At 44.4% G+C, this 23349-nt stretch carries 24 protein-coding genes and 1 pseudogene; 7 read left to right on the forward strand and 18 right to left on the reverse strand.

The genetic code is table 11. The annotated features are described in order from the left end of the window. The first annotated feature begins 139 nt into the window (after positions 1–139). The 4 genes from NRIC_RS04080 (at position 140) to NRIC_RS04095 (ending at position 2544) form a co-directional block, all read left to right on the forward strand. A complete protein-coding gene (locus NRIC_RS04080; RefSeq protein ID WP_146621431.1) occupies positions 140–1033 on the forward strand; it encodes an SDR family oxidoreductase in 894 nt (297 codons plus the stop codon). 174 nt (positions 1034–1207) lie between these two features. Continuing rightward, the gene (gene amaP / locus NRIC_RS04085; protein WP_146621432.1) at positions 1208–1783 is read left to right on the forward strand and encodes an alkaline shock response membrane anchor protein AmaP; all 576 of its coding nucleotides are present in this window, start codon (positions 1208–1210) and stop codon (positions 1781–1783) included. A gap of 11 nt (positions 1784–1794) precedes the next feature. Next, positions 1795–1983, forward strand: coding sequence for a DUF2273 domain-containing protein (locus NRIC_RS04090; protein ID WP_146621433.1), 189 nt, complete (start codon positions 1795–1797; stop codon positions 1981–1983). A 12-nt stretch (positions 1984–1995) separates the two neighbouring features. Then, the gene (locus NRIC_RS04095) at positions 1996–2544 is read left to right on the forward strand and encodes an Asp23/Gls24 family envelope stress response protein (protein WP_175579988.1); all 549 of its coding nucleotides are present in this window, start codon (positions 1996–1998) and stop codon (positions 2542–2544) included. A 100-nt stretch (positions 2545–2644) separates the two neighbouring features. On the opposite strand, the gene NRIC_RS04100 is transcribed toward NRIC_RS04095, so the two are convergent. The 9 genes and pseudogenes from NRIC_RS04100 to NRIC_RS04135 form a co-directional block, all read right to left on the reverse strand. Beyond that, complete coding sequence (locus NRIC_RS04100) at positions 2645–3607, reverse strand: P1 family peptidase (protein WP_146621434.1); 963 nt, start codon at positions 3605–3607, stop codon at positions 2645–2647. 123 nt (positions 3608–3730) lie between these two features. Continuing rightward, a complete protein-coding gene (locus NRIC_RS04105; protein ID WP_146621435.1) occupies positions 3731–4498 on the reverse strand; it encodes an acyl-CoA dehydratase activase in 768 nt (255 codons plus the stop codon). After that, positions 4480–5664, reverse strand: a complete 1185-nt coding sequence (locus NRIC_RS04110) for a double-cubane-cluster-containing anaerobic reductase (protein ID WP_146621436.1) — start codon at positions 5662–5664, stop codon at positions 4480–4482. The genes NRIC_RS04105 and NRIC_RS04110 overlap by 19 nt, the downstream gene beginning before the upstream one ends. Before the next feature lie 36 nt (positions 5665–5700). After that, a complete protein-coding gene (locus NRIC_RS04115; protein ID WP_146621437.1) occupies positions 5701–7065 on the reverse strand; it encodes a cation:dicarboxylate symporter family transporter in 1365 nt (454 codons plus the stop codon). Positions 7066–7463: 398 nt separating this feature from the next. Continuing rightward, complete coding sequence (locus NRIC_RS19665; protein WP_265416097.1) at positions 7464–7589, reverse strand: hypothetical protein; 126 nt, start codon at positions 7587–7589, stop codon at positions 7464–7466. Between the two features lie 76 nt (positions 7590–7665). Then, on the reverse strand, positions 7666–8670 hold the full coding sequence (locus NRIC_RS04120; protein ID WP_146621438.1) for a nucleoid-associated protein: 1005 nt from the start codon (positions 8668–8670) through the stop codon (positions 7666–7668). 63 nt (positions 8671–8733) lie between these two features. Beyond that, a pseudogene (locus NRIC_RS04125) lies at positions 8734–9261 on the reverse strand (ATP-binding cassette domain-containing protein). Between the two features lie 42 nt (positions 9262–9303). Further along, on the reverse strand, positions 9304–11970 hold the full coding sequence (locus NRIC_RS04130; RefSeq protein ID WP_146621439.1) for an ABC transporter permease: 2667 nt from the start codon (positions 11968–11970) through the stop codon (positions 9304–9306). Between the two features lie 9 nt (positions 11971–11979). Next, complete coding sequence (locus NRIC_RS04135) at positions 11980–12681, reverse strand: ABC transporter ATP-binding protein (RefSeq protein WP_146621440.1); 702 nt, start codon at positions 12679–12681, stop codon at positions 11980–11982. A gap of 150 nt (positions 12682–12831) precedes the next feature. Between NRIC_RS04135 and NRIC_RS04140 the strand changes: the two genes are divergently transcribed. Further along, positions 12832–13380 (forward strand): TetR/AcrR family transcriptional regulator, encoded by a 549-nt coding sequence (locus tag NRIC_RS04140; RefSeq protein ID WP_146621441.1) that lies wholly within the window; start codon positions 12832–12834, stop codon positions 13378–13380. A 168-nt stretch (positions 13381–13548) separates the two neighbouring features. Here the strand turns inward: NRIC_RS04140 and NRIC_RS04145 are convergent, their stop codons facing one another. Continuing rightward, positions 13549–14892, reverse strand: coding sequence for a PFL family protein (locus NRIC_RS04145; RefSeq protein WP_146621442.1), 1344 nt, complete (start codon positions 14890–14892; stop codon positions 13549–13551). 47 nt (positions 14893–14939) lie between these two features. Then, entirely contained in the window at positions 14940–15209 is a 270-nt protein-coding gene (locus NRIC_RS04150) for an ACT domain-containing protein (RefSeq protein WP_146621443.1), read from the reverse strand. A gap of 180 nt (positions 15210–15389) precedes the next feature. Between NRIC_RS04150 and nfsA the strand changes: the two genes are divergently transcribed. Continuing rightward, positions 15390–16121 (forward strand): oxygen-insensitive NADPH nitroreductase, encoded by a 732-nt coding sequence (gene nfsA, locus NRIC_RS04155; protein WP_146621444.1) that lies wholly within the window; start codon positions 15390–15392, stop codon positions 16119–16121. 69 nt (positions 16122–16190) lie between these two features. On the opposite strand, the gene NRIC_RS04160 is transcribed toward nfsA, so the two are convergent. The 7 genes from NRIC_RS04160 to NRIC_RS04190 form a co-directional block, all read right to left on the reverse strand. Further along, the gene (locus tag NRIC_RS04160; RefSeq protein WP_146621445.1) at positions 16191–16934 is read right to left on the reverse strand and encodes a cyclase family protein; all 744 of its coding nucleotides are present in this window, start codon (positions 16932–16934) and stop codon (positions 16191–16193) included. Positions 16935–17037: 103 nt separating this feature from the next. Beyond that, complete coding sequence (locus NRIC_RS04165; RefSeq protein WP_146621446.1) at positions 17038–17994, reverse strand: NADP-dependent oxidoreductase; 957 nt, start codon at positions 17992–17994, stop codon at positions 17038–17040. Positions 17995–18058: 64 nt separating this feature from the next. Then, positions 18059–18430, reverse strand: coding sequence for a DUF1722 domain-containing protein (locus tag NRIC_RS04170; RefSeq protein ID WP_146621447.1), 372 nt, complete (start codon positions 18428–18430; stop codon positions 18059–18061). After that, the gene (locus tag NRIC_RS04175; RefSeq protein ID WP_146621448.1) at positions 18431–19399 is read right to left on the reverse strand and encodes an alpha/beta hydrolase; all 969 of its coding nucleotides are present in this window, start codon (positions 19397–19399) and stop codon (positions 18431–18433) included. It lies immediately after the preceding gene. A 309-nt stretch (positions 19400–19708) separates the two neighbouring features. Then, positions 19709–20389, reverse strand: coding sequence for a fructose-6-phosphate aldolase (locus NRIC_RS04180; protein WP_146621449.1), 681 nt, complete (start codon positions 20387–20389; stop codon positions 19709–19711). Between the two features lie 160 nt (positions 20390–20549). After that, complete coding sequence (locus NRIC_RS04185) at positions 20550–21509, reverse strand: sugar-binding transcriptional regulator (protein WP_146621450.1); 960 nt, start codon at positions 21507–21509, stop codon at positions 20550–20552. A 71-nt stretch (positions 21510–21580) separates the two neighbouring features. Next, on the reverse strand, positions 21581–22693 hold the full coding sequence (locus NRIC_RS04190) for a hypothetical protein (RefSeq protein WP_146621451.1): 1113 nt from the start codon (positions 22691–22693) through the stop codon (positions 21581–21583). 171 nt (positions 22694–22864) lie between these two features. Between NRIC_RS04190 and NRIC_RS04195 the strand changes: the two genes are divergently transcribed. Further along, positions 22865–23341, forward strand: a complete 477-nt coding sequence (locus tag NRIC_RS04195) for a YbaK/EbsC family protein (RefSeq protein WP_146621466.1) — start codon at positions 22865–22867, stop codon at positions 23339–23341. Positions 23342–23349: the final 8 nt, after the last annotated feature.

The raw sequence follows: 23349 nt of genomic DNA on the forward strand, positions 1-23349 counted from the left end.
ACGATGAGGTAGCGTTTCATCGTGCTTTTTTGCCTTCCCGAAAATTGCACAAGCATATTTCTGTCTTATCTTTTTAATTCCCCGTACACTTAAAGTTGTGGACAGAAGTCCTAGTCAATCAAACAAGGAGGACATTCTTATGACAGAACCAACTTTAAAAGACCCTAGAACGCTTTATCGTCAAGACGGCTTTAAGAAGCAGGATCAGGATACTCCCGCATTGGAAGAAGACATGATGCCGAAGCCTGATTGTGGGGAAGAAAGCTATCAAGGAAATCACAAGTTAGAAAATCGGCGTGTCCTGATCACCGGTGGTGATTCGGGGATCGGCCGTGCAGCCGCGATCGCGTTTGCAAGAGAAGGTGCAGACATTGCTCTTCATTATTTACCTGGTGAAGACAAGGATGCCAAAGAAGTGGCAGCCTACATCGAAAAAGCTGGACGCAAAGCCGTATTGCTCTCGTATGATCTGCGCGACGAATCTGCCCCGCAAGAAATCATTGATCGGACCGTCAAGGAATTAGGCGGAATCGACACGATGGTATTGAATGCTGCTCAGCAAATCTCACACCCAGATATTACCGAATTGCCGATGGCTCAAGTCAAGGATACCTTCATGGTAAATATTATTTCCATGTTCGCTTTGGTGCAGGCCGCAGAGCCGCATTTGCCAGCAGGCAGCTCAATCATTACGACGACCTCTGTACAAGCTTTTAATCCAAGCCCTCATCTGTTGGATTATGCGACGACCAAGTCAGCGATCGCCAACTTTACGATCGGTTTGGCAAAACAATTTTCAGAAAAAGGGATTCGCGTAAATGGTGTGGCACCTGGCCCAATTTGGACTGCACTGCAATTAGACCAAGGACAGCCGAAGGACGCCCTGCCAGAATTTGGACAAGATTCTTTAATGCAGCGTGCCGGACAGCCTGCCGAATTAGCACCTGTTTATGTTTTTCTAGCTTCGAATGATGCTAGCTACGTAACTGCTCAAATTTATGGCGTGACTGGCGGAGAAGCGATCAATTTATAGTACTGTGAAAGGTTGCCGAACAAGCGGCAGCCTTTTTTGTTAAGCATAGAACAAACCTATTGTCAATAGGTTTGTGAAATTTGTTAAGCATATCATTTTACATTGCAGGCGGTTTATTTTATCATCGCATTGTAAAGTAATTCATAAATTTGACGAAAGTTAAGGAGGGGTGTTATGAACAAGGGTTTGAAGTTTTTATTGATCGTTCTGTCCATCATTCTGCTGACGATATTCGTTCCGATGATTGTTATTAATTCTCATATCTTCGGTGCACAGTGGCATTTCGGACAAGCAAGGCATTTTGCTTTAACCAATTATTTCGCTCAAAATTATTTCTTTTGGCTCGCAGCGATTTTATCGATTTTATTGATCGTTGCCATCTTAGTCATCCTCTTTTTCCCAAAGACAACAGGAAAATTTACCCTGAAGGACAACCAAGGTAAATTGTCTTTAGATAAAAGAGCCATTGAGGGATACGTTCGTTCGAGTATCAAGCAAGGAGATTTCATGGCTTCTCCAAAAGTAAATGTTAAAGCCACGAACAATAAAATCAAAGTCAAAGTCAAAGGGAACTTAAAACGCACCTCGTCGATGATCGGTAAGACTGAACTTTGGGCCACCCAGATCCAAGACGAATTAATGCGTGTATTAGGCCCTAATGAAAAAGTCAAAGTGGACGTAAAATACGTAAACTTTGAGGAAAATCAATCCAATCAAACTCAACCGTCGGACGGGGCACGTGTAGAATAGGAGGAAATATGATGCAAGAATTTATTACCAAAGACAAGCTGCCTCTTATTTTCGGAGTGCTGGGATTTATTTTGGCGGTCTTGTTTTTCACCGTTGGTTTTTTTAAAACCATATTATTGATCATTATCACTGCATTAGGCATCGCACTAGGATATTATTTGAAAAACAATGGCATCTTAGATGAATATTTGAAAAAATAGGAGGAAACGAAAATGGAAAACACAACAACTATGAATACAGGAGCTGCAAATACAGCAAATACAAATGTACGAGGTGAATTAACTTACGAAGATAAGGTGATTCAAAAAATCGTCGGAATCGCAATCGAACACATCGATGGTCTGCTGACTGTAGACGGCGGATTCTTCTCGAACATCAAAGAAAAATTGGTCAACAGTGATGACGTAACGACTGGGATCAACACTGAAGTAGGTAAAAAACAAGTCGCGGTCGACATGGACATCGTTGCTGAATACGGCAAAGACATCGAAAAAATCTATGATGAAATGAAAGACTTGATCGTTGAAGAAGTCAAAAACATGACGCATTTAGACGTGATCGAAGTCAACGTAAATGTGGTCGACATCAAATCACGCGCTGAATACGAACAAGACAGTGAAACTGTGCAGGACAAAGTCGGCAGTGCCGCAGAATCCACAGGTGATTTCGCTTCAAAACAAACTACAAAAGCACGGAAAGCAATCGGTCGCGGTACCGATAAAGTACGTGACAATGTTGAATCAGAACCACGCGTAAAATAATCGACCTCAAATAAAAAAGGCTGTGACAAAAGTGTTTAGCCCGAAAGAGCTGCTTTTGTCACACCGATTATATGGTTTTAAAGATGCTGTGACAGTGTTGTCACAGCATCTTTTTATTGTAATAGTCTTGACTTGATAAATAATCCTCGTACGTCTCAGCCTCGTATACTCCGTTCAGGATAGCTTTTCTGACTGCTTCGATCGCTAAAATCGAGACTGCCTCAAATGTCGCATGGATCTTATCTGCACAAAGAACAAATAAGGTATCGCCATCATAAGTCGTATGAGCCGGACGGATCGCTCGAGCGATCCCATTGTGGCAAATATCGGCTAGCTTGTTCACCTTAGCTTTTGGAAATGTTGCGTTGGTCATTACACAACCAATGACCGTATTGCCAGAATACATATCTCGCAAATCCTCGTAATCTCTTAAAAAAACTTCCTCCGAACACCCCATCTTCTGTCCGTCTCGGGCACCGGCGGCCATTCGCTGGCGTTCCTCATCAAAAACATCTCCAACTGCATTGACTGCCACGACAGCCGTGACAAATAATTCACCCTTTGTTGCGGTGTAGATGCCGATCCCGCCCTTCATAGCATTCGCTAAACCATTGACCGTTCCGACACTTGCGCCAGTACCCGCCCCAAAGTTTCCTGATAGAAACACTTGATTAGAGAACGCAGACTGACACGCCTTGTACCCATCCTCCGCGGTCGGACGAATATCCTTTCGGCCCATTCCCAAATCAAACAAACTGGCTCCGCTGACATTCGGAACCACACCTAGACTGACATCACGGCCGATCCCACGTTCTTCAAGGAAGCGAACGACCCCATCGCTGGCCGACAATCCAAAAGCACTGCCGCCAGAAAGTGTGACACCGTGCAAATGCTTGCGGTTGTTTTCCGAACGCAAGGCATCGGTATCCCGTGTGTTGGGCGAACCACCCTTTACACAGACGCCGCCAGTCGCTCCTTCTTCTGACAGAATCACCGTGCAGCCTGTCATTGCCTCTTTGTTTGTATAGTGTCCGATCTTAAAATAATGATTGACCCTCTCCATAGAACAGCCTCTTCTCCTACTTTTTCTCTTCCTTATGATAGCACAGAAACAGACGGTTCTCGAAATGAATGCAAGCTTTTTTCTGCAAAAAAACAGGCCAGCATCTTTGCCGACCTGAACGTTTTACAGCTTCTTTAATCCGATTTGAGCAGCCCCAATCGCACCAGCATATTGCGACAGCTCATTGCGATGAACGGGGGCATGGACATATTCCGAAAGAATATTGGAAAATGCGATACTTTTGGAAAGGCCGCCAGTGAACAGCACCTCTTCGCCTCTTTTAGGTCGAAGCTTAGAATATTGACTGCTGATCCGTTTCGCGATGGAATGCAGAACCCCCGATGCGATCGCTTCCCGGCTTTCTCCTTTGGAGATCAAACCGATTACCTCAGATTCAGCGAAAACCGTACACATGCTGTTGATCATGACCGGCGAAGCATCCGCTACGAACGGATCCAGTTTTTCGATCTGCTCTCCCAATGTCCGCATCATCACCTCAACGAATCGGCCAGTTCCAGCCGCACAACGGTCATTCATATTAAATTCTGTTACGGTGCCTTTTCCATTTAACTGGATCGTTTTGCAGTCTTGACCGCCAATATCAATCACCTGTTTGATGCCAGGGAATAAAAACTCTGCTCCCTTGCCATGACACGTGATCTCGGTAACTACCAAGTCAGCCGTCAACAGCTTTCTGCCGTAGCCCGTCGTAACCAGTCTTCGCTTGTCCGCATCGATGGCATGCTTCTGTTGAAAAAAATCAATGACCTCCTGCATGGCCCCTCGAGGATCGCCTTCCGTTGCGATCAAGTATTGATCGACCAACGTTTCTTCTTCGAACAAACCCCCCTTGGTCGTGGTCGAGCCTGAATCTAAACCGATGTAGTACATGCGTTTTCTTCCTCCAGCATTTCAATAAAGGCGGTTACCCGTGTGTTGATCTGCTCGATGTCTGACGTGGAATAATCGGTTTCCAAATACAGGTACGGGGTATTCTTTTCCTCGTTCAAAAAACGCTTGATCTTTAAGGATTCGACAGAAAATGGAATACAGTTTTGCAGGACCATGTCGACAACTCCATCAACCTGATAATCATCGATCATTTTGCTTAACAATTCCTTTCGAGGCTGGTTGTTCGACATGCAGGCACAGCCGATATTGATGTATTTATCTGTCAGCGCTTGATAAACGTCCGCCTGATCCTCTTCCACCAACCGCTCCACAGCTTTGCTTACGGTACAATTTTCATAAGCCACGACAATCCCGCCATTTTCTTCGATCGCCCGGATCACTTTTTCGGTGACTCCGCCCATCGGAGAACCAGTGATCAAAATTCTTGGCTGTTTAGCGAGCTTTTCTCCTGCGGCGTAGGAGCGCTTGACCTTCTCGGTAGTTTCTTCCAGCGTCTGGATGACTTCTTCCTTGTCGAACTTGTATTGGGATCCGTACATGACTTGAAAAATCTCGGTTCCACTGATTGCTGGCGGATTCAGTTGGCCCAACCGATAAAAATTCTGTTTGGCACGACGTTCGCGATTCTTTAAGCGGATCGCTTCTTGGATCTGCTCTTCTGTGATCTCTACCTCAAAAAAGGCCTCCAATTTTTCTTTAAAGCGTACCAGTTCACTGTACCAAAGCTGCTTGCTTGCTTCGCTGTCTCGATTATGCGGCAGGTGCATCAAATAGGTATTTTTGAATTCCTCCATATATTCATACATCTTCTTTTTCCCATCACAGGTAGTTTCTCCCACCACTAGATCAGAAAAATAGAAATACGGACACTTATCGGTCTTTCCGAAGCCATAGCTGGATTTGATTAACGGACACAAATTCCGCGGCAAGTCCTCTTCCGCGTCCGGGATCGTTTCATCCGAGGTCGAGCATAGACTGATCTGCACCGCACCGCTGGCCATCACCAGTTCCTCCGGCATAAACGTACAATACACGCCAACCACTGGCTGTCCTTGTTCTTTCAATTTTTTTACGGTTAAGAAGCCCTGTCTGCGTGCTTCTCCAAATTCATCAAATACTTCAGGCAGTTCTGTTTGTAAGTTCATAATTGGTTTTCCTCCCCATTCTATCGATTGCTTCTTCTAATTCAAGGTAAGATCGGATGCTTTCGCTTCCTTCAAATCAATGCCGTTGACTTTGCAAGTCACTGCGCTAGCCACCACACCACCGTTCAAATTGACCACAGTACGCCCCATGTCGACTAACGGTTCGATCGCGATAAATACGCCCGCCAACCCAACTGGCAAACCCAACGCAGATAAGGTGATGATTGTCGCCACCGTTCCGCCGCCACCTGTTCCTGCGATCCCAAAAGAGGTCATCGCAATCATGAAGGCCGCATAGAAAAGAAACTGCGGTGAAATCGGATTGATGCCTTGCGTCATTGCCACGATTGCAATGATGATCCCTGGATATAACCCGGCACAGCCGCACATGCCCATAGAAGTGGCGAACGAAGCACTCAAGCTTGAGATCCCCTTCGGAATCGAAAGATCTTCCTGCATTTCAATATTCATCGCCATAGAACCGGCACTTGAAGCCGTAATGAAGGCAAACGATAACACCGGAAAGGCCCGTTTCAAATAGCGCAAAGGCGAAATGCCGCAGAAGGCGATGATCACTAACTGAAGAGCAAAGACAATCAGCATCGCCACGTAACAAGCCACAAAAAATTGCGCCAATTTCCAAACCGCTGAAAGATCATTGTTCACGATTGTCGTGACCATAATGGTGAATACTGCATAGGGAGCAAACGAAAGGAACAGACGCACGACTGACATGATGATTTCATAAATGCTATCCATCCATTGTTTAAAAAAGGCAGCTTCCTGTGGCTTTCTTTCCTTGATCTTTAAATAAGCAATGCCTAAGAAAAGGGTAAAAATCACAACTCCCAAGGTGGCGCTCGCGCGCTGTCCGGTCATATCATAAAAGGGATTAGATGGGAAAATAGCAATGATTTTTTGCGGCAGTGACAACGTATGGTCGCCACCGGCTACATAATTCTGCTCAATTTCGGTGGCAGCACTCAATGCCGTTTGGGAAAGCGTGAAGGTTTTTCCGTCGATATTGGCGAAATACCCCGTCGCAATCCCCACCATTCCGGCAATTCCCGCAAAGGTAATCAAGGTTCCTACGATCGTCACCCCTAATTTGACCACGTTGGTTTTCATTTCGATTTTTGTAAAAGCAAGTAAGACACAAACCATAACCAAGGGAATGGCGATCATTTGCAGCAGCTTGACATAGACACTGCCAATGATGCTGATCCAGTCAGAAAAGACAGTCCCATCAGTGGAAGACAATAGCTGATTGAACACGATCCCTAAGATGACTCCGATTCCTAAAGCCAAGACAACACGTTTCGAGAAAGGTACTTTTTTCTTTTTTAGATAAATCAATCCATAAATTACTGCAGCCATAATGACAAATGATACGAATAACATGTTTACACTCTCCTATTTTTCAGAATAGAAGTCTGCTTCTTCCTGTTTGCCGAAGAATATCAGTCCACGACAAAAAAACATACTTTTTTGCAGTATGTCTCCAGTCGGGCAACTCAAATAAATGTGAATACTCTCACATTTCATGCGAAATAAAAAAGCGTCGACTGGTGGAAAGAAACGAACTTCACGGACTTAGAACCTCTAAGATTGCCCGAGTGTCACAGTCATAGATGCAATTGAAACATTTCTTCCACCTCCCACGTTCAAAAAACATTTTCTTCTCCCAAAGTATAACGAAAAGGGTTTCTCAAAACAATATTTGAGAAGAATTCTCAGTTAGTAGAAAAGACGAAAAAGCCATCGAACTCTACTAAGATCGATGGCTTCCGTGAATGCCCTTATTTCTTTGCTTGCTTTCTTTTGCGAAGCACCGATACGATCATCGCTGCACTTACCGCTGCTGCTGATACTAATACTTGATCCATTTTCAACCCGCTCCTTTGTCCTTTTGTTGTTCTTATCATATCAACCTGGTGCCTATGATTCTACTTACAAAAGGATCCCGCAGCTTACAGTTGTGAAAGATTGAAACTTGATTCTTTACAGCCGATTGATGACTTCGTCCACATTCTTGATGGTTACCGAGATCGTACCGTCTGGATTATTGATAAATTCAATCAAGTCAGGATTTCGATAGACCTCCAAAGGAACGATCAATTCGATGCCATTCGACAGTTTTAGTTTTTGCTTGCTATATTTCTTTTCCGTGATTTCCATGACTTCTTTAGGCAGCGTCGCCTGATCGACATAGCCTTTTTCAACGACCTCTTCTTGGAAGGCCAGCTGTGCTGAAATGTTGTCTTTGAAGACTTTTTTCGCAACAGCCTTGGCATTCAATGCGCCATTTTCTTCCACCGATTCATAGACCGCTTCCTTTACATCGGCAATGATGTCATGCTTAGGGTTTTCAAATTTTGTCCCGATTTGCTCAGCGACTTTTTTGATGACTTTGACATTCTCTTCTAAAGAAGGCACGGGTTCACTTTCGATAACCTGCGTTGAAAAGTACAAGCGCTTTTCACCAGAAAAAGGATATTTCTTTTCGATCAACTCATAGCTCAAGTTGCTGAGATGAACAGTCAAGCCTTCATCTGCTTTCTGGGTTTTACCAGACAACAATGCACGGTGAACGATTAATTCGTTCCTCAAGCCGGTCTCGTCAGAATCGACTAAATGGGTGTAGCCTTCATGGTAATTCACCTTCAAAAAGGCCAAATACAATTGTGTATCCTCTTCATACAATGCAACAAAAGCGTCTGCACTCGGTGCTTCTTCGCTTTCCGCGTAAGCTGCATACCAGCGTTCCACGATTTTTTCGCTTGAGGTTAAAAAATCGTGCTCCGATTGTCGCACAAGCTGGGCAAAGTCAGAATCTTCCGCTAGAATGCCGGTTTTAGTCTGTGCAGAAGAGAGCTTTTGGATTTTTTTGATTAAATACTCACGCACATACTCCTTGCTTAGATCCAACTCCTGTTGGCTAAAAATTGGACTGCCGGATTCACGATCAATGATATGCAAAGCCGCTTTTTTTAAATAGATATCCATGGTTTCCCTACTTCCTAATTGATAACTTAGCTATCATACCACAGGAACTCAGGGAGTTGGCAACTATTTATTTTCATTCTTCAAGCGGCCGTCTTCCATGTGATAGACCTTATCGCTCCATTGGGTCATCCGCTCATCGTGTGTCACCATGACGATCGCTTTTTGCCGTTCATGTGCTTCTCGGGCCAACAGCTTGACTTCGTCATAGGCATGTTCTGAGTCAAGACTGGCCGTCGGTTCATTGAACAGGGAACGAGCGATCGCCACTCGCTGCCTTTTCGGTGTTTCTTTTCCTTTCGGTCTTCTCAACGAACTCAAACTGTTCACTGATTTTTAAAAAGAGAAGCAAATTGGCGCTTTGTAAAATGAAGCCGATTTCCTTAAAGCGGGTTTTACGTTTCTTTTCAGACAGAGGGGTACTGTTTTAGCCGTTGATGCGGATCATTCCCTCGTCAGTGTCTGTAACCCGCCGGCGATCGTTAGAAAAGTCCTTTCCCCATAACCTAAAGGTCCGATGACGCTGACGAATTCACCTTGCTTAACGGTAAAATTGGACGTGGTTCGAATACTGCCAGTCGAAAAAAGCAGCAGAAGAAGAAATCGAAATTTCTGCCTTCCACTGCTCTAGATGCCTTATTCATTTGATTTCAATGCATCGATCATGTTGATGTGTTTTAGCTTCACGTGCGTGACCAGCATCACGATCAATGTAAAAACGATGGTCAACCCGCCTGAAATAGCGTAGGCCGTCCAATTGATCACCAAGGGAAAAATAATAGTTTCCATTGAGGCTTGGTGCAGAATAAAGGCAGTCAATAAATAGCCAACGCCGTATCCTGCAACGATGCCCAGTAATGTAAAGATGATATTTTCTCGGAAAATATACATCGTGACTTCCTTGTCGAAGAAACCCAATACCTTGATCGTGGACAGTTCTCGAATCCGTTCAGAAACATTGATATTGGTCAAATTGTACAAAACAACAAAGGCCAGTGAGCCCGACAAGACCACAAAAATTAATACGATTGCATCCAAATTGGCCATCGATTCTTCTTGAGCTTCTATCTGGTCAGACATAAACGAGGTATTGACGACCCGTTTGCTGTCTAATAAGCGCTCAGCTAGTGACTTCTCTTGCTTTTCAGTCATGTTCTCCGTTCGAATAAAGAACGCATTCGGTTGAAGCTCCTGATCGAACTGCTGCTGGTAGAATTCTTTGGAAAGATAAAGAAAATTTCCTAGATAATTCTCAACAACAGCAGCGACCGGCAAGGTCACCTTTTGCTGATCCTCATCATAGATCGTCAGCGCATCTCCAGCCTGTATATCAAAAAGATCAGCCAGCTTTTCAGTTACAACCACACCTTCATCGGACAAGCTGTCTTCTGTGCCTGCACTATTTCTCAAATGCACATATTGTTCAAAGGCTTCTGCATCCTCAGGAACCATCATGGTCACCTGCTGCGTTGCCTGACCGGATTTTCGAACATCGACCGTTGAACTAAAGAACGGCAGGTTGGAAGAAATTTGCTTCGTATCGTTCAAGATCGTTTCAACCGCTTCGCGATCTTCTGAAGCCAAATGATCTTCAGATAAAGTGACGATTCCTTGATAATCAATGATCGGACCAAATTGCTTTTCGGTCACAGAACCCAGCGAATCCTTCAGACCAACCCCGGCCACCATCAACCCAGCACAGCCGGATATCCCGATGATCGCCATGACCATCCTGGATTTGTAGCGCAAAAGATTCCGATAGCTGACCTTCTGGTTGAAGCTTAACCGCGACCACAGAGGCCTGATGTATTCTAAGAAAATGCGCTTCCCAGGTTTTGGTGCCTTAGGCTGCAGCAAATGCGCCGGTTTTTCCCGCAAATCGTTTAGTAAAACCACCAAGGCTGAACCGAGACTGGCAATCAGAAAGGCTGCAGCAGCTTGCAGGATCGGCCGAGCTGAATAAAAGGTGTTCAACTGAGTAAAATTGTAGCGGTCGCTGGACAAGAAGAAAATCAACCTTGGCAATGTTTCCGTACCGATCACGCTGCCTAACAAAATACCGATCGCTGAAGCCAGTGTGGCGTAAATAATGTACTTTTTAGCAATCTCAAATTTACTGTAGCCCAAAGCTTTGAGGGTCCCGATCTCCCGGCGATTTTCCTCTACCATTCGTGTCATCGTCGTGAAAGTGATCAAAGCCGCGATGAAGAAGAAAAAGACTGGAAACACATTGGCGATCGCTGCAATTCGTTCGGAAAGGTCCCCGTACTCTTGGAAGCCTGGATTATCCGAGCGAACATTGAACGAGTAGGCAGGTGTCTTCATCGCGTTTATCTCTTGTTCCTGCTCAGCGATCTCTCTTTGGCCCGACTCTAACGCTTGGCGATTCTTCGTTAGTTCTTGCTGGGCTTGATTCAGCTGCTCTCGTTGTTCTTCTGGGAGGCGTTCGATCATTTCCTTTTGCTGATCCAGCTGCTGCTGGGCCTCCTCTACTTCCGCCAGACCAGAAGTGAGTTTTTCTTTTTCAGGCCTCAACGCTTCCTGTGCAGTTTGCTGGATTTCCTCTGCCCGTTCTTCAGGACGCTCTGAAAATCCTTCCTTGAGTTCATCCCGCTTTTCTTCTATCTTTTTCTCATAGGTCGAGCCATACGTTTGGTAGGCTTCGGCAGAAGGATCGCGCAGGTAAAGAATACTGTAGACTTCGGAATCAAAGTTTTCTTCTGGAATGTAGGCAAAATAATCGACACTGCCATTTCCTACATTGGTTAATCCACGTTCTTCAGTGCTGATAAACATCGGCGAATTGGCAAAACCCACGATCGTATAGTCGCTTTTTTTCAACTGATCGGGTTGATCAAATCCATATTTCTGATTCAAACGATAGCCAAAATCCTTGGCTTTGCTGTCTAAAACGATTTCTTGCTGCTTTTTCGGCAATCGTCCTTCGGTTAGAACAAGCTGGTTCTGCTGGTTTTTATTCGCATACGAAAAAACCTGAGCCACTTCATTTTTGGTGGAATCTGCGTAAAAAAAGTGATAGCCTGGCTCGACCTCGACACCATTGACTGCTTCCGCTGCCTCAACATCCTCTTCAGTCAAACCAGCCGTTGATACGATCTGAAAGTCCGACAGATCCTGTTGGTTCACATAGCGGCTGGCGGAGGAATTTAGGATCGGTCCCGTGGCTTTGATCCCCACATACAGCATGGTGCCTAAAAAGATGATCAAAATGATCGCGATAAAACGACCTTTCGAATAGGCGATTTCCCGAAAACTGGCTTTTAGATAGGTTCTATTTTTCATCTGATCCACCTACCATGTGATCTCATCGATGGAGATGGGCTGCGGATTTTCCTCCACAGCGCGTACCTGTGCGTCATTGATGCGGATCACACGATCTGCCATTTGTGCAATCGCAGAATTGTGGGTGATAATCAGCACCGTATTTCCCTCGATGCGGCTGGCATTTTGCAAAAGCTTCAAAATCTGTTTGCCGGTCTCAAAGTCCAACGCCCCTGTCGGCTCATCGCACAGCAAAAGCTTTGGATTTTTAGCCAATGCTCTTGCAATCGATACCCGCTGCTGTTCCCCGCCAGACAATTGCGCAGGAAAATTGTTCAAACGATGGTCCAAACCGACCTGCTTTAAGACCGTTTCCGGATCCAATGCCTTTGGCGATACCTCTGTTGCCAGCTCAACGTTTTCTTTTGTTGTTAAGTTTGGGACCAAATTATAAAACTGGAAGACAAAACCGACATCTTCTCTTCGATAGGCAGTCAGCTGCTTCTCAGAAAATTGCGCAATGTCAGTGCCATCGATCAGGATCTTTCCATCATCTGGCGCATCCATTCCACCTAATATATTCAAAACCGTCGATTTCCCCGCTCCACTAGGGCCAAGAATGACCGCCAGTTCCCCTTTTTTTATGCTAAAGGACAGATCATCATTTGCGGTAATGACCGTTTCTCCCATTTTGTAACGTTTTGATACATGTTGTACTTCTACATAATTCATCCAACAGCCTCCATTAATTGAACATGTGTTGCTTTTTTGATCTGTAGTTAGTATACTAGGCTCGATTCCAAAGGACAAGAAACAAATCTTCTCGTCTCGTTATAAAAACGACAGTTTCGTTGTATCTGTTGATAGAAAGAAGGAACGTCAGTGGTAGGGACTGCAAACAACCGTCGAACGATTTACACGAAGAAAGCCATTCGCGAAGCCTTTTTGCACTTATTGGAATTGAAGGAAGTCGAAAAGATTACGGTCAAGGAGATCACAGACCTGGCAGATATTAATCGCGGAACTTTTTATAAATATTACAAGGATACGTTTGATCTGCTGCAAAAAATAGAAGAAGAGATCTTGTCTGATCTGCTGGGGCAAATCCAATTGAATGATCAGCCGATGGAATACTGGCTGACGGCGTTGCTAGAAAAAATCGAAGACAGCCCTGAAGTTCGGATTCTCGTACTGGGAAACAACACCCGTACTCTGTTGATCCCACTTTTGGAACGAATCAAACCAAAAACCTTCAAACACTTTTTACAATTCTTTCCAGAAGCGACTACCGATGAAATGGAGCTGTATCTTGCGTATTTTGTCGAAGGTTCAGTCGGCTTGATCACTCGCTGGTTGAAGGACTACAAAACAATGAGCGCACAGAAAGTCTGCTCCTTGTTGTTAAGTGTTTATCGTACTGAAATATACTGAAGAGCTAGGGGATCCATTCTCCTGCCTCTTTCTTAATGCATTGAAAATTGGATAGACGAACGATGGATAATCATTCTGAGTTATTTCTAGTGTTACCTTTGATTGGAGTAATTAAGCCAAATCAAAAAGCCCAGAAAGCCAACAGCTTTCTGAACTTTATTGTATGTGTTAATTTTTGAAAGAATGAATCGGCGCAGGAATGCGTCCGCCGCGAGCCACGAAGTCAAGGGAGCTGGCCTGATTAACTTTCATCACGGGGGCCCGACCAAGCAAACCGCCAAATTCAACAGTGTCGCCGATTTTTGTTCCTTCAGCCGGAATGATCCGAACCGCCGTAGTTTTGTGATTGATGACTCCGATAGCTGCCTCATCCGCGATCATAGCTGAGATCGTGGCAGCTGGTGTATCTCCTGGGATAGCGATCATGTCTAGCCCAACTGAACAAATCGCAGTCATCGCTTCTAATTTCTCAATATTCAATGATCCATTGTTTACCGCATCGATCATTCCCGCATCCTCAGAGACCGGAATAAATGCGCCTGACAATCCGCCCACATGATTGCAGGCCATCACGCCGCCTTTTTTGACAGCATCATTCAACAATGCTAATGCTGCAGTTGTTCCATGGGTCCCAACTGTTTCCAGACCCATTTCCTCTAACACGTGAGCCACCGAATCACCGACCGCCGGTGTGGGTGCCAAGGACAAATCAACGATTCCAAAAGGCACATGTAACCGTTCAGAAGCAGCTCGGCCAACCAATTGACCCATTCGGGTAATTTTAAAGGCCGTTTTCTTCACGACTTCCGCGACCACATCGAAGGGTTCCCCTTGCACCTTCTCCAAAGCGCGCTTCACTACGCCCGGTCCGCTGACTCCAACATTGATCACACAGTCTGCTTCTCCTACACCATGAAAAGCGCCAGCCATAAACGGATTGTCTTCCACCGCATTGGCGAAAACGACTAACTTCGCGCATCCTAGATCGGAGGCCGCAGCCGTTTTTTTAATGATCTCTCCCATATGCTTCACGGCATCCATGTTGATCCCCGATTTAGTTGAACCGATATTCACAGAAGAACAAACATAATCTGTTTCTGCTAATGCTTGAGGAATCGAATCGATCAACACCTGATCTCCTTTTTGATAGCCTTTTTCAACGAGTGCGGAAAATCCGCCGATGAAATCGATGCCGACAGTTTTTGCCGCACGATCTAATGTCTTTGCATACTTCACATAATCTGTTTCATCGCTGGCTGCCGCAATGATCGCGATCGGCGTGACCGAGATCCGCTTGTTTATAATGGGAATGCCGTATTCAGATTCGATCTCCTGCCCGACTTTGACCAAGTCCTTCGCTTTTGAAGTAATTTTTTGATAAATCTTTTCACAGGCCCGATCACTATCGCTGTCGATACAATCCAGCAATGAGATGCCCATCGTGATCGTCCGAATGTCCAGATTTTCTTCTTCGATCATGCGAATCGTTTCAAGTATTTGATTGGTTTCCATGTAGCCCCTCCTGCTTTTCAATGAAAGAAGTCTTTCGCCTCTATGTTCTATAATTTGTGCATTGCATCAAAGATCTCTTGATTTTGAACGCTGATCTTCACGCCTAATTCTTTCCCCAGCTGATGTAATTCTTCCCGAATACGATCAAAATGTTGATTTGCATTTCCAAGGTCTGTCAACATCATCATGGTGAAGTACTCGTCCATGATTGTCTGAGATACATCCAGAATATTTATTTCAAGCTCTGTCAGCTTTTGACTGACACCTGCAATAATCCCTACTTTGTCTTTTCCAATAACAGTCACGATGCCGCGCATAACGATCCCTCCAAATTGATTTTTATCATTATAGCACAGTCTCTAAATAGAAATGAGGAAATGATGAATATTTTTTCATTTATTTTCATAAATGTTCGGTTTTTTCTGTTCATTTTCTCTACTGGATTTTTTCAGAACACTCTTTTATGATAAATGAGAAAGAGAACAGGAGGAATCATTATGGATTTACTTCAGCAACTAATTACACACAGCTCTGTACGAAGCTTTACCGCGGAAAAACTTTCCCCGACACTCCGGCAGAATCTGCTTAAAGCGGCACAAAGCGGCAGCAGCTCCAACTTCGTACAGGCTTATTCGATCATTGAAGTGTCTGATCCGCAAAAGCTGGAAGCAATCGAACGTCTTGCAAATGGCATTGGCTATATCAAAGAGGCCGGTGCATTTTACATCTTTGTGGCCGACCTCAACAAGCATGCACAAATCCTGCAGTACCACCAGCATTCCTTAGAAGCACTCGAAAACGAGGAAGCCTTCACGGTTGCTGTCGTTGATGCAACAATTGCCGCACAGACGATGAGTGTCTACGCAGAATCCTTAGGGCTGGGCATTTGCTACATCGGTGGAATTCGCAATGATCTGTTTCAAATTGCAGAGCTGTTGAAGTTGCCGAAATATACGTTTCCCTTATTCGGACTTTCTGTCGGCTATCCCGATCATGAAAACGAAGTGAAACCGCGTCTTCCGATCGCTGATATCCATCATATGGACAGTTATCATCCGATAACCATTGAACAGATCACCGAATACGACAAGGTCATGAAATCGTACTATGCAAAGCGCAGCTCCAATCCATCAGAAACAGATTGGTCAACCAACATGCTGACCCATTTTTATGAGCCAAGACGCTCGCATACCAAGGCATTTCTTAAAGAACAGGGCTTCGTGTTTTAAATCGTAGGACACACCAAATAACCGCGGGATTCCCACGGCTATTTGGTGCCGTATTTTCAAAAAAACAGCTTACTCTTTAGGAACAACTGCAAAAGCTCGAATCGTAAAACCCGGCGCTCCTTTGATCTTCGGTACCCCTAGAACGATCGCACTGCCCACAGCCGGAACCTGGGACAAATTGGTCATTACTTCCACTTGGAATTTGTTTTGCGACAACCAATAAAGCTCTCCCAACAACCCGCCGTTCTTCGTACAGTCGATTGCAGTGTCAGTATCTAAGGTTTCATGACCGATCGCAGTCACCTGTCTTTCTTCATTTAAAAATTTCAATGCTTCCATCGACCACCCCGGCGTATGCGCTTGTCCACTCTCGTCCAAGTTATAATAAGCCGTGTGATCTGACCAGCGTTTCGACCAATCACTGGCAAAGGCTACGAAGCTTCCTGCTGGAATTGGACCATGCTCCTTTTCAAACGCTTCGATGTCTTTGACGGTCAGACAATAATCCGCGTTCTTAGCAACTGCCTCTTCCTTATGGATCACGACCAAAGGCAGCATAAACTGGTGGAGCTCCAGTTCATCCAAGGTTTTTTTCCCTGCCGCAAAATGGATCGGCGCATCCAGATGCGTGCCGTACTGAGTCACAATATGATATTGCTTCGCGTAAAATCCGTCTGCCTCTAAGGTACACAGCGTGTCTTCTGATAAAGGCTTAAAAGACTGGAAATAAGGGATTTCCGCAGAAACCTCATGGGTCAGATCAATCCATTTTTGTTGTTGCAAAAAAGCAATACTTTCCACTATTTTACTCATCAAACAGCCTCCCTAAAACGCTTTCTTTTAACGATAACAAAGATAGGACATGCCTGTCAATCACAGAAAAAGAGCCGATCGCTGATCCAACCGACTCTTCATCTTAATTCAATTTTTCATTTGTGATCACGATTTTTCCTTTGGCATGGTGCGTTTGGCTCAATTCGTGTGCCTCTTTGATTCCATCTGCTGTTAAAGGAAAGGTATGTCCGACGATACTTCTGATTTTGCCCTCAGACATAAAACCAGCCATTTCCTTCAGCTGAGTGCCGTTAGGTTCAAGCCAAATGCTTTTTGCTAACAGAATATCGTATTTTTTGGCCAAATCCAGATCAGGCTGTCCGACGATCGAAATCAAACGGCCGCGGCCTGCTTTGAGAACTTTGAAGCTCTTTTCTTGGATCTCACCGCCCAGTGTGTCAAAAACCAGATCGACATCATTTAGTACTTCTGAAAAATCAGTCGTATGGTAGTCAATGACCTCATCGGCACCTAACTCCTTCAAAAGGGCAGCATTTTCTGAGCTGGCTGTAGTGATCACCTTCGCACCAGTCAGTTTTGCCAATTGAACAGCATAAGTGCCTACTCCGCCGGCACCAGCGTGGATCAAGATCGTTTCTCCAGTCTTGAGGTGTCCATGTAAGAACAACGCTTGATAAGCGGTCAAGCCTGCCAATGGAACTGCGGCAGCTTCTTCAAAGGACGCATTCTCTGGTTTTGCTGCCAATAGATGATCATCGACGATCGTATAGTCAGCGTATGTTCCGAAGCGAGTTGTTTCCGGACGGGCAAAAATGTGGTCACCGGGTTTCCAGCCTGTTACAGCTTCGCCGATTTCCACAATCTCTCCAGCAACATCCCAGCCTAAAATAATTGGAAATGACCAAGGCATCATTTGCTGCAGGTAGCCTTCTCGCAATTTCCAGTCGATGGGATTGATCGAGGTCGCATGCACCTTTACGATGACTTGATGCTCTCCCAATTCGGGCAGTGTGATTGTTTGTTCTTTTAATTGGTCTTCATGACCGTATTCTTCAATGACAATTGCTCGTGTATCCATTATTGATTCCTCCCTATACTAACTAGTATAGGTGACTTTTATCAAACTCGAAAACAATCTGCCTTTACTCCTTAAAGAGCTTGGAGGACTGTAAGTACGGTACGCGGTATTTTTGGTTTAGCTTTTTTAAATAGGACAATACCTCATCTTGCTCATCCGACAACCCTGCCAGCTTTTCAAAAAAAACTTCTCGCTCTTGATCACTAGCCTGCTTTTTAAAGTATCCCCACACATGCTCATAGGCGTTTCTCTTGGCCTTGCTGTTTTCCGGCATTTTCTGAACTCTTTTTAACGCTTCGTTGAAAAGCTTGGTCTTTTCTGATGACCATTGGTTTCCCGAAAAAAGGCCGCGCAGATAAAGGTATTCTTTTTGAGAACGAGCCATCACGAAATACTTCCAAGCAGCCCATTCCTTTTGCTTCTCCTTAAACTCCATCTACTTCTCCACTTGTTCCATAAAAAAATGGTCGACTGCATAAGCATAGTTTTTTTTCATGAATGCTTGTGCCTGTTTCGCTAATTCAGTATCTGGTTTCACCTGTGAGAACCCGTGATAAGCACCCGGAAAGATTTTAAATGCCACGGGAATTCCTGCCTGTTTCAACCTACGGACATACGCAACGGTTTCGTCAAAAAATGGTTCGATGCTGCCGACGTACGTGCAAGCTGGCGGCAGTCCTTTGACATCCTTATTTCTGGCAGGAGCTGCATAGATAGATACATTCTTACTCCCATACTGATTATCCAAATACAATTTCCAGGCGATCCTGTTAGCCCGACTGTTCCAAACAGGTGCCCGATTGCTTCGAGCCGAATCGGTGATCATTCGATCATCCAACATCGGATACAGCGGCATTTGAAAAGCCAGATTAATTTCCTTTCTATCCCGTGCCAACAAGGCCAGAGCAACGGTCAGGCCGCCACCAGCACTGTTGCCAGCTACCATCAATTGATCCAAGCGACAGCCAAAATCTGTTCCATGCTTTTTCAACCACTTCAGAGCAAGATAACCATCAATCAGTGCCGCTGGATAAGGGGCATCGATACTGCGGCGATAATCAGGAGCTACGATCACAGAAGGCCTAGTCTCCATCAATGCCTCATAGGAACGTTCATCCATTTCAGGGATCCCCATCGAATAGCCGCCGCCATGAAACCACACTAAGCCCGGCATCTCTCTCGTTGTCTTTTTTGGCAGATAGACACACAACCGAAGGAGACTGCCATCCGAGCGCTTGATGAAATGCTCTTCCATTCGCAGAAAAGGACTCTGGACTTGATGGCCAATCGACTTATATAGAACATGGTTTGCGACAGCAGAGGTCTTGCGAGAATAGATTTTTGGCAAGACCGCCAATAGCCCAACCTCCTGCAGGTCTGGGTGGATATCTTGATTTTTCTTCATGGAAACCTCCTTGTATCACATTGAAAGGACATCATCAACTTTTTATTAGAGTATCATATCCATTCAAATCAAGAAAGAATATTTAAAAAAATGGATGGTTTAAAACGAGAACGACATTTCTTTCGATAGCAGCTCTTTTAGGATACTTCCCCCTCCCAAAGAAAAAGCACTCGCCCGATCGCGCAGCAATTACTGTTTGAAAAAATAAAAAAGCTACTCTCCAAAGAGGAAAGAGCAGCTCTAAAATCATTGATTACTTCATGGTCCTATTGACGGATAGTCCGCCAATAGGACGGCGTGCTGATTGTTTTAAAGTGAGGTAATGGTACTGCTCTTTCCGAAGGTTGCTTCCCAATCCGCTGTAAAATCATCCACTGCTTGAGCGATCGATGGCATTGCTAAGGCTTGCTGAATGATATCCACCCCCATCGTCGCCGCTTGACTGCCATTTTCCAAAGCAACATTGACTTGACCAGCGTTTTTAAAACTAGCCGCTACGATCTTTGTTGGACTGTCAGTACGTTTGATCTCCTGAGCGATTTCAAAAATCGCTTCTCTTGGATCGATGTTCAAGTTTTCCATTCGATTGAAGTAAGGTGCCACGTAATCTGCTCCGGCAGCAATGGCCAAGTAGGCTTGAAACTTCGTGTAGATAGCAGTAGCTGTCACATTCACGCCTCGGCGTTTCAACTCCTTGATTACTTTCAAGCCGACTTCACTGACAGGAACTTTGATAAAAACCTTTTGATCAATTTTTTCCAAGATTGTTTCTGCATCCTTAATCATGCCTTCATAATCCTTCGCTACGACCTGTACATGCAGTGAACGATTTTCGCCAATGATGCCGCGAATCTCTTTCATGTGCTGGAAAAAATCAATTTTTCCTTCTTTTTTTACGATCGATGGATTTGATGTTACCCCAGCGATCGGCAACGCATCCACATAACGTTTGATGTCTGTAATATTGGCGGTGTCCAGCATAAATTCCATTTAATTAAACTCCTTTATTGTTTTGTTGACTATAGCATATCATCTAACCTGTACTTCTTCAGCATTCGCCGCGGTAAAAATCCACAAAGCTTGCTAAATCAACATTTTCCAGTAAAACAAGCTGAAGAATAGCACAAATGTGCAATTGAAAGGAATGGTGCTACTTCTGTTCTTTGTCAATTTCTAAAATCTTAACTGCTGTTTCCTGATCAGTAATCAAGGTATTCAAATAATTCTTTTTCAATAAAGGCAGGATAGATCGCGCCTTGATCTCTCCTCGAGCGATGCCTACCGCTTGGGGCACTTGAGCCAGCTCTTCTAACGATAATCCAATCGTGCGTTTTTCCAACTCTCCCTTCAGCAGCTTGCCAAATCGGTCATAAAATCGACAACAGCAATCTCCTGCCGCTTCTCGCAATTTCAGCTCTTCAAGATCTTGTTCATTCAACAGATCGCGCCACTGGCTTTTCTTGTAACTTAATGGACCACCCACACCTACGATCGCAAGATCTAACTTCTGCCAATACTCCTTTAGATCATGAAAGTATTTCGACCGAACGATTCCTTTGGCCAATTGTGGCGTTTCCTGGATAACGGTGGCATTGACAAACAAGCTGTGTCCATTGGTCTTTTTTCCCAATTCGTAAACCAATGTGTTCACGTGATACCGTGAGTTGATGTGACTTGGTCCGCCAACGATAGGTACGATCGTCACATGATTCAATAGTTTCGACTCCAATTGATTGACGGTCATTCCTGCACTCTCTCCCCATGAAACCCCAATTACCATGTCATCGGTCAATTGTCTTCTAAGCCAGCTAGCTGCGGATCGAGCAAGAGTCTCTTCCTTCTCTTCTTCCGTTGCTTGACTTCTGCTGGAGACGATCTCTACATGTTTCAATCCATAACGGGTCTCCAGTTGTTTTTCCAACGAAAACAGCGCCGGATCAAAATGATGGATCGTTACTTCCACGATGCCAGCTTCTTTGGCTTGAGAGAGCATTCGGCTGACCGTTGTCCGATAAATATTCAATTCCTTCGCGATCTGCGCTTGAGTCATTTGCTGCTCATAATACATATAAGCGATCTTGGCCAATAACTTTTTCTTTTCTTCCTTCATCTCTTTGCTCCTTTTTTCAATATAACAAAAAAGTGATCCATCAACAGTTTATCTTGATGGATCACCGTAAATCAATGAAAGTTATAAGCTGCCATTGGGATGACCACATTGCCTAAAATGGTAAAAAAGGTCAACAGCCAAAAGACATGTTTTCCGAAAAACGAAGCATATTGATCATCCTCATGGTACGTCCGCATTCGATTGATCGTGATGATCGCAAACGAGGCGAACAAAATAATCAAAATCCCAAAAACATTTACGAATTCCAATAATCCTGTGTGTAACGCATCGGGAACCAAATTCGCCCCAACTAAGATATTGCTGACTGTCCCAAACAAGGCACCAGGGATCATACTCAATGGATCAACATTGTGATACGTACAAATGAACAGCACGATCAAGACCCACCCTAACGTGCCGACTAACGCGATGAAACATTTGATGTACAGACCGATACTGTCGCGATTCAGCTCCATTGCTGCCAAATATTCAGTCACGACATACGATTCATTCTGCGCTTCGATTTCCGGATCGCCTTTGGAGTTCGCATATTCCTGTACAAATAGATTGGTATCAAAACGCTGCAGGTCAAAGCCGGCTACATTGATGTTCGGATTGATCGTAGCATTTTCTTTATCGGGAACAAATAAAATGTCTTCTATACTGGCTTTAGGCTCTAGATACATACGTAGCTGATACGAGCTCAAGGGAAAACGTGTCGTCCAAAAGGTTTTAGACACCTTTGCTGTGACTCGAGCCAGCTGATAGCGAATATTGCCGGTCGTTGTGTCCTTCAATGTTTCAGAAGAAATGATCTGTCCCTGATAGATTTCGCAATTTTCGATCATGTCTAGTGCAGGATTGTCCTGCCATTTGAACCAAACTTGGAAGGTGACCGTATAATACGAGTTACGAATGTTGATTTCGTTGATATTTTCCATGTATAAGCCAACGTTCACTCTCGTTGCGCCGGCAGCAATCGTCTCTTCTTGAGGCGTTAACTGATCCTTTTCATTCAAATAGTGTGTCCAGTATTTTTCTTCCTGTGTACGATCCTTGTGCAAATAAAAACTAGTTGCCCCGATATAGACGGAGAAAAACAGAACCATTACGATCAGCCATACCCACAATCTTCTTTTTTTGACAAGGTCCAGCCTTGCATATCCCTGTTTCCACTTCTTCACTGTTCTTCCCCCTTTCTAACATTGTACCGAATGGTGTTTTTTTTGACAAAACAAAACTGAAAAATCTGTTTCTTTTTTTTAACGATCTGCTATTTTTTTGGACGGAATCTCATTTACTTATGGAAAAAACCGGTGTACTATCATAAGAAAATGATTAAAGGAGAAGTTACTGTGAGTCTTCAAAAAGTGAAAGAATATTTTGCTCAATACGGCATGGCAGAGCGCATTATTGTGTTCGATGTGTCTAGTGCCACTGTTGAGTTGGCTGCTCAAGCCTTGGGTTGTGCCCCTGAAAGGATTGCTAAAACTCTATCGTTTCAGCTGAAAAAAGCAGATAAAACAATTTTGATCGTTGCTGCGGGGGATGCAAAGGTCGACAATACTAAATTCAAGCAAACCTTTCATGAACGTGCCCTGATGCTCAAAGTGGATACTGTTGTCGAGAAAGTCGGCCATCCCATCGGCGGAGTCTGCCCTTTTGCCATTCCCTCGGATGTCCTGGTTTATCTAGACGAATCATTGAAACGATTCGAAACCGTCTTTCCTGCTTGCGGCGACAGCAATAGTGCCATTGAATTAACGATACCTGAACTGGAAACCTACGCAAACACTCAGCATTGGGTCGATGTCTGCAACAACTGGGCATAAGAATAGGA

It is taken from the genome of Enterococcus florum, assembly GCF_004309355.1.
In the GTDB taxonomy this organism is placed as follows: Bacteria; Bacillota; Bacilli; order Lactobacillales; family Enterococcaceae; genus Enterococcus_A; species Enterococcus_A florum.

What these genes read in the sequence shown, in the direction of transcription:
- NRIC_RS04080 (WP_146621431.1), top strand. Translation starts at nt 140, where the DNA reads ATGACAGAACCAACTTTAAAAGACCCTAGAACGCTTTATCGTCAAGAC.
- amaP (WP_146621432.1), top strand. Translation starts at nt 1,208, where the DNA reads ATGAACAAGGGTTTGAAGTTTTTATTGATCGTTCTGTCCATCATTCTG.
- NRIC_RS04090 (WP_146621433.1), top strand. Translation starts at nt 1,795, where the DNA reads ATGCAAGAATTTATTACCAAAGACAAGCTGCCTCTTATTTTCGGAGTG.
- NRIC_RS04095 (WP_175579988.1), top strand. Translation starts at nt 1,996, where the DNA reads ATGGAAAACACAACAACTATGAATACAGGAGCTGCAAATACAGCAAAT.
- NRIC_RS04100 (WP_146621434.1), bottom strand. Translation starts at nt 3,607, where the DNA reads ATGGAGAGGGTCAATCATTATTTTAAGATCGGACACTATACAAACAAA.
- NRIC_RS04105 (WP_146621435.1), bottom strand. Translation starts at nt 4,498, where the DNA reads ATGTACTACATCGGTTTAGATTCAGGCTCGACCACGACCAAGGGGGGT.
- NRIC_RS04110 (WP_146621436.1), bottom strand. Translation starts at nt 5,664, where the DNA reads ATGAACTTACAAACAGAACTGCCTGAAGTATTTGATGAATTTGGAGAA.
- NRIC_RS04115 (WP_146621437.1), bottom strand. Translation starts at nt 7,065, where the DNA reads ATGTTATTCGTATCATTTGTCATTATGGCTGCAGTAATTTATGGATTG.
- NRIC_RS19665 (WP_265416097.1), bottom strand. Translation starts at nt 7,589, where the DNA reads ATGATAAGAACAACAAAAGGACAAAGGAGCGGGTTGAAAATGGATCAA.
- NRIC_RS04120 (WP_146621438.1), bottom strand. Translation starts at nt 8,670, where the DNA reads ATGGATATCTATTTAAAAAAAGCGGCTTTGCATATCATTGATCGTGAA.
- NRIC_RS04130 (WP_146621439.1), bottom strand. Translation starts at nt 11,970, where the DNA reads ATGAAAAATAGAACCTATCTAAAAGCCAGTTTTCGGGAAATCGCCTAT.
- NRIC_RS04135 (WP_146621440.1), bottom strand. Translation starts at nt 12,681, where the DNA reads ATGAATTATGTAGAAGTACAACATGTATCAAAACGTTACAAAATGGGA.
- NRIC_RS04145 (WP_146621442.1), bottom strand. Translation starts at nt 14,892, where the DNA reads ATGGAAACCAATCAAATACTTGAAACGATTCGCATGATCGAAGAAGAA.
- NRIC_RS04150 (WP_146621443.1), bottom strand. Translation starts at nt 15,209, where the DNA reads ATGCGCGGCATCGTGACTGTTATTGGAAAAGACAAAGTAGGGATTATT.
- nfsA (WP_146621444.1), top strand. Translation starts at nt 15,390, where the DNA reads ATGGATTTACTTCAGCAACTAATTACACACAGCTCTGTACGAAGCTTT.
- NRIC_RS04160 (WP_146621445.1), bottom strand. Translation starts at nt 16,934, where the DNA reads ATGAGTAAAATAGTGGAAAGTATTGCTTTTTTGCAACAACAAAAATGG.
- NRIC_RS04165 (WP_146621446.1), bottom strand. Translation starts at nt 17,994, where the DNA reads ATGGATACACGAGCAATTGTCATTGAAGAATACGGTCATGAAGACCAA.
- NRIC_RS04170 (WP_146621447.1), bottom strand. Translation starts at nt 18,430, where the DNA reads ATGGAGTTTAAGGAGAAGCAAAAGGAATGGGCTGCTTGGAAGTATTTC.
- NRIC_RS04175 (WP_146621448.1), bottom strand. Translation starts at nt 19,399, where the DNA reads ATGAAGAAAAATCAAGATATCCACCCAGACCTGCAGGAGGTTGGGCTA.
- NRIC_RS04180 (WP_146621449.1), bottom strand. Translation starts at nt 20,389, where the DNA reads ATGGAATTTATGCTGGACACCGCCAATATTACAGACATCAAACGTTAT.
- NRIC_RS04185 (WP_146621450.1), bottom strand. Translation starts at nt 21,509, where the DNA reads ATGAAGGAAGAAAAGAAAAAGTTATTGGCCAAGATCGCTTATATGTAT.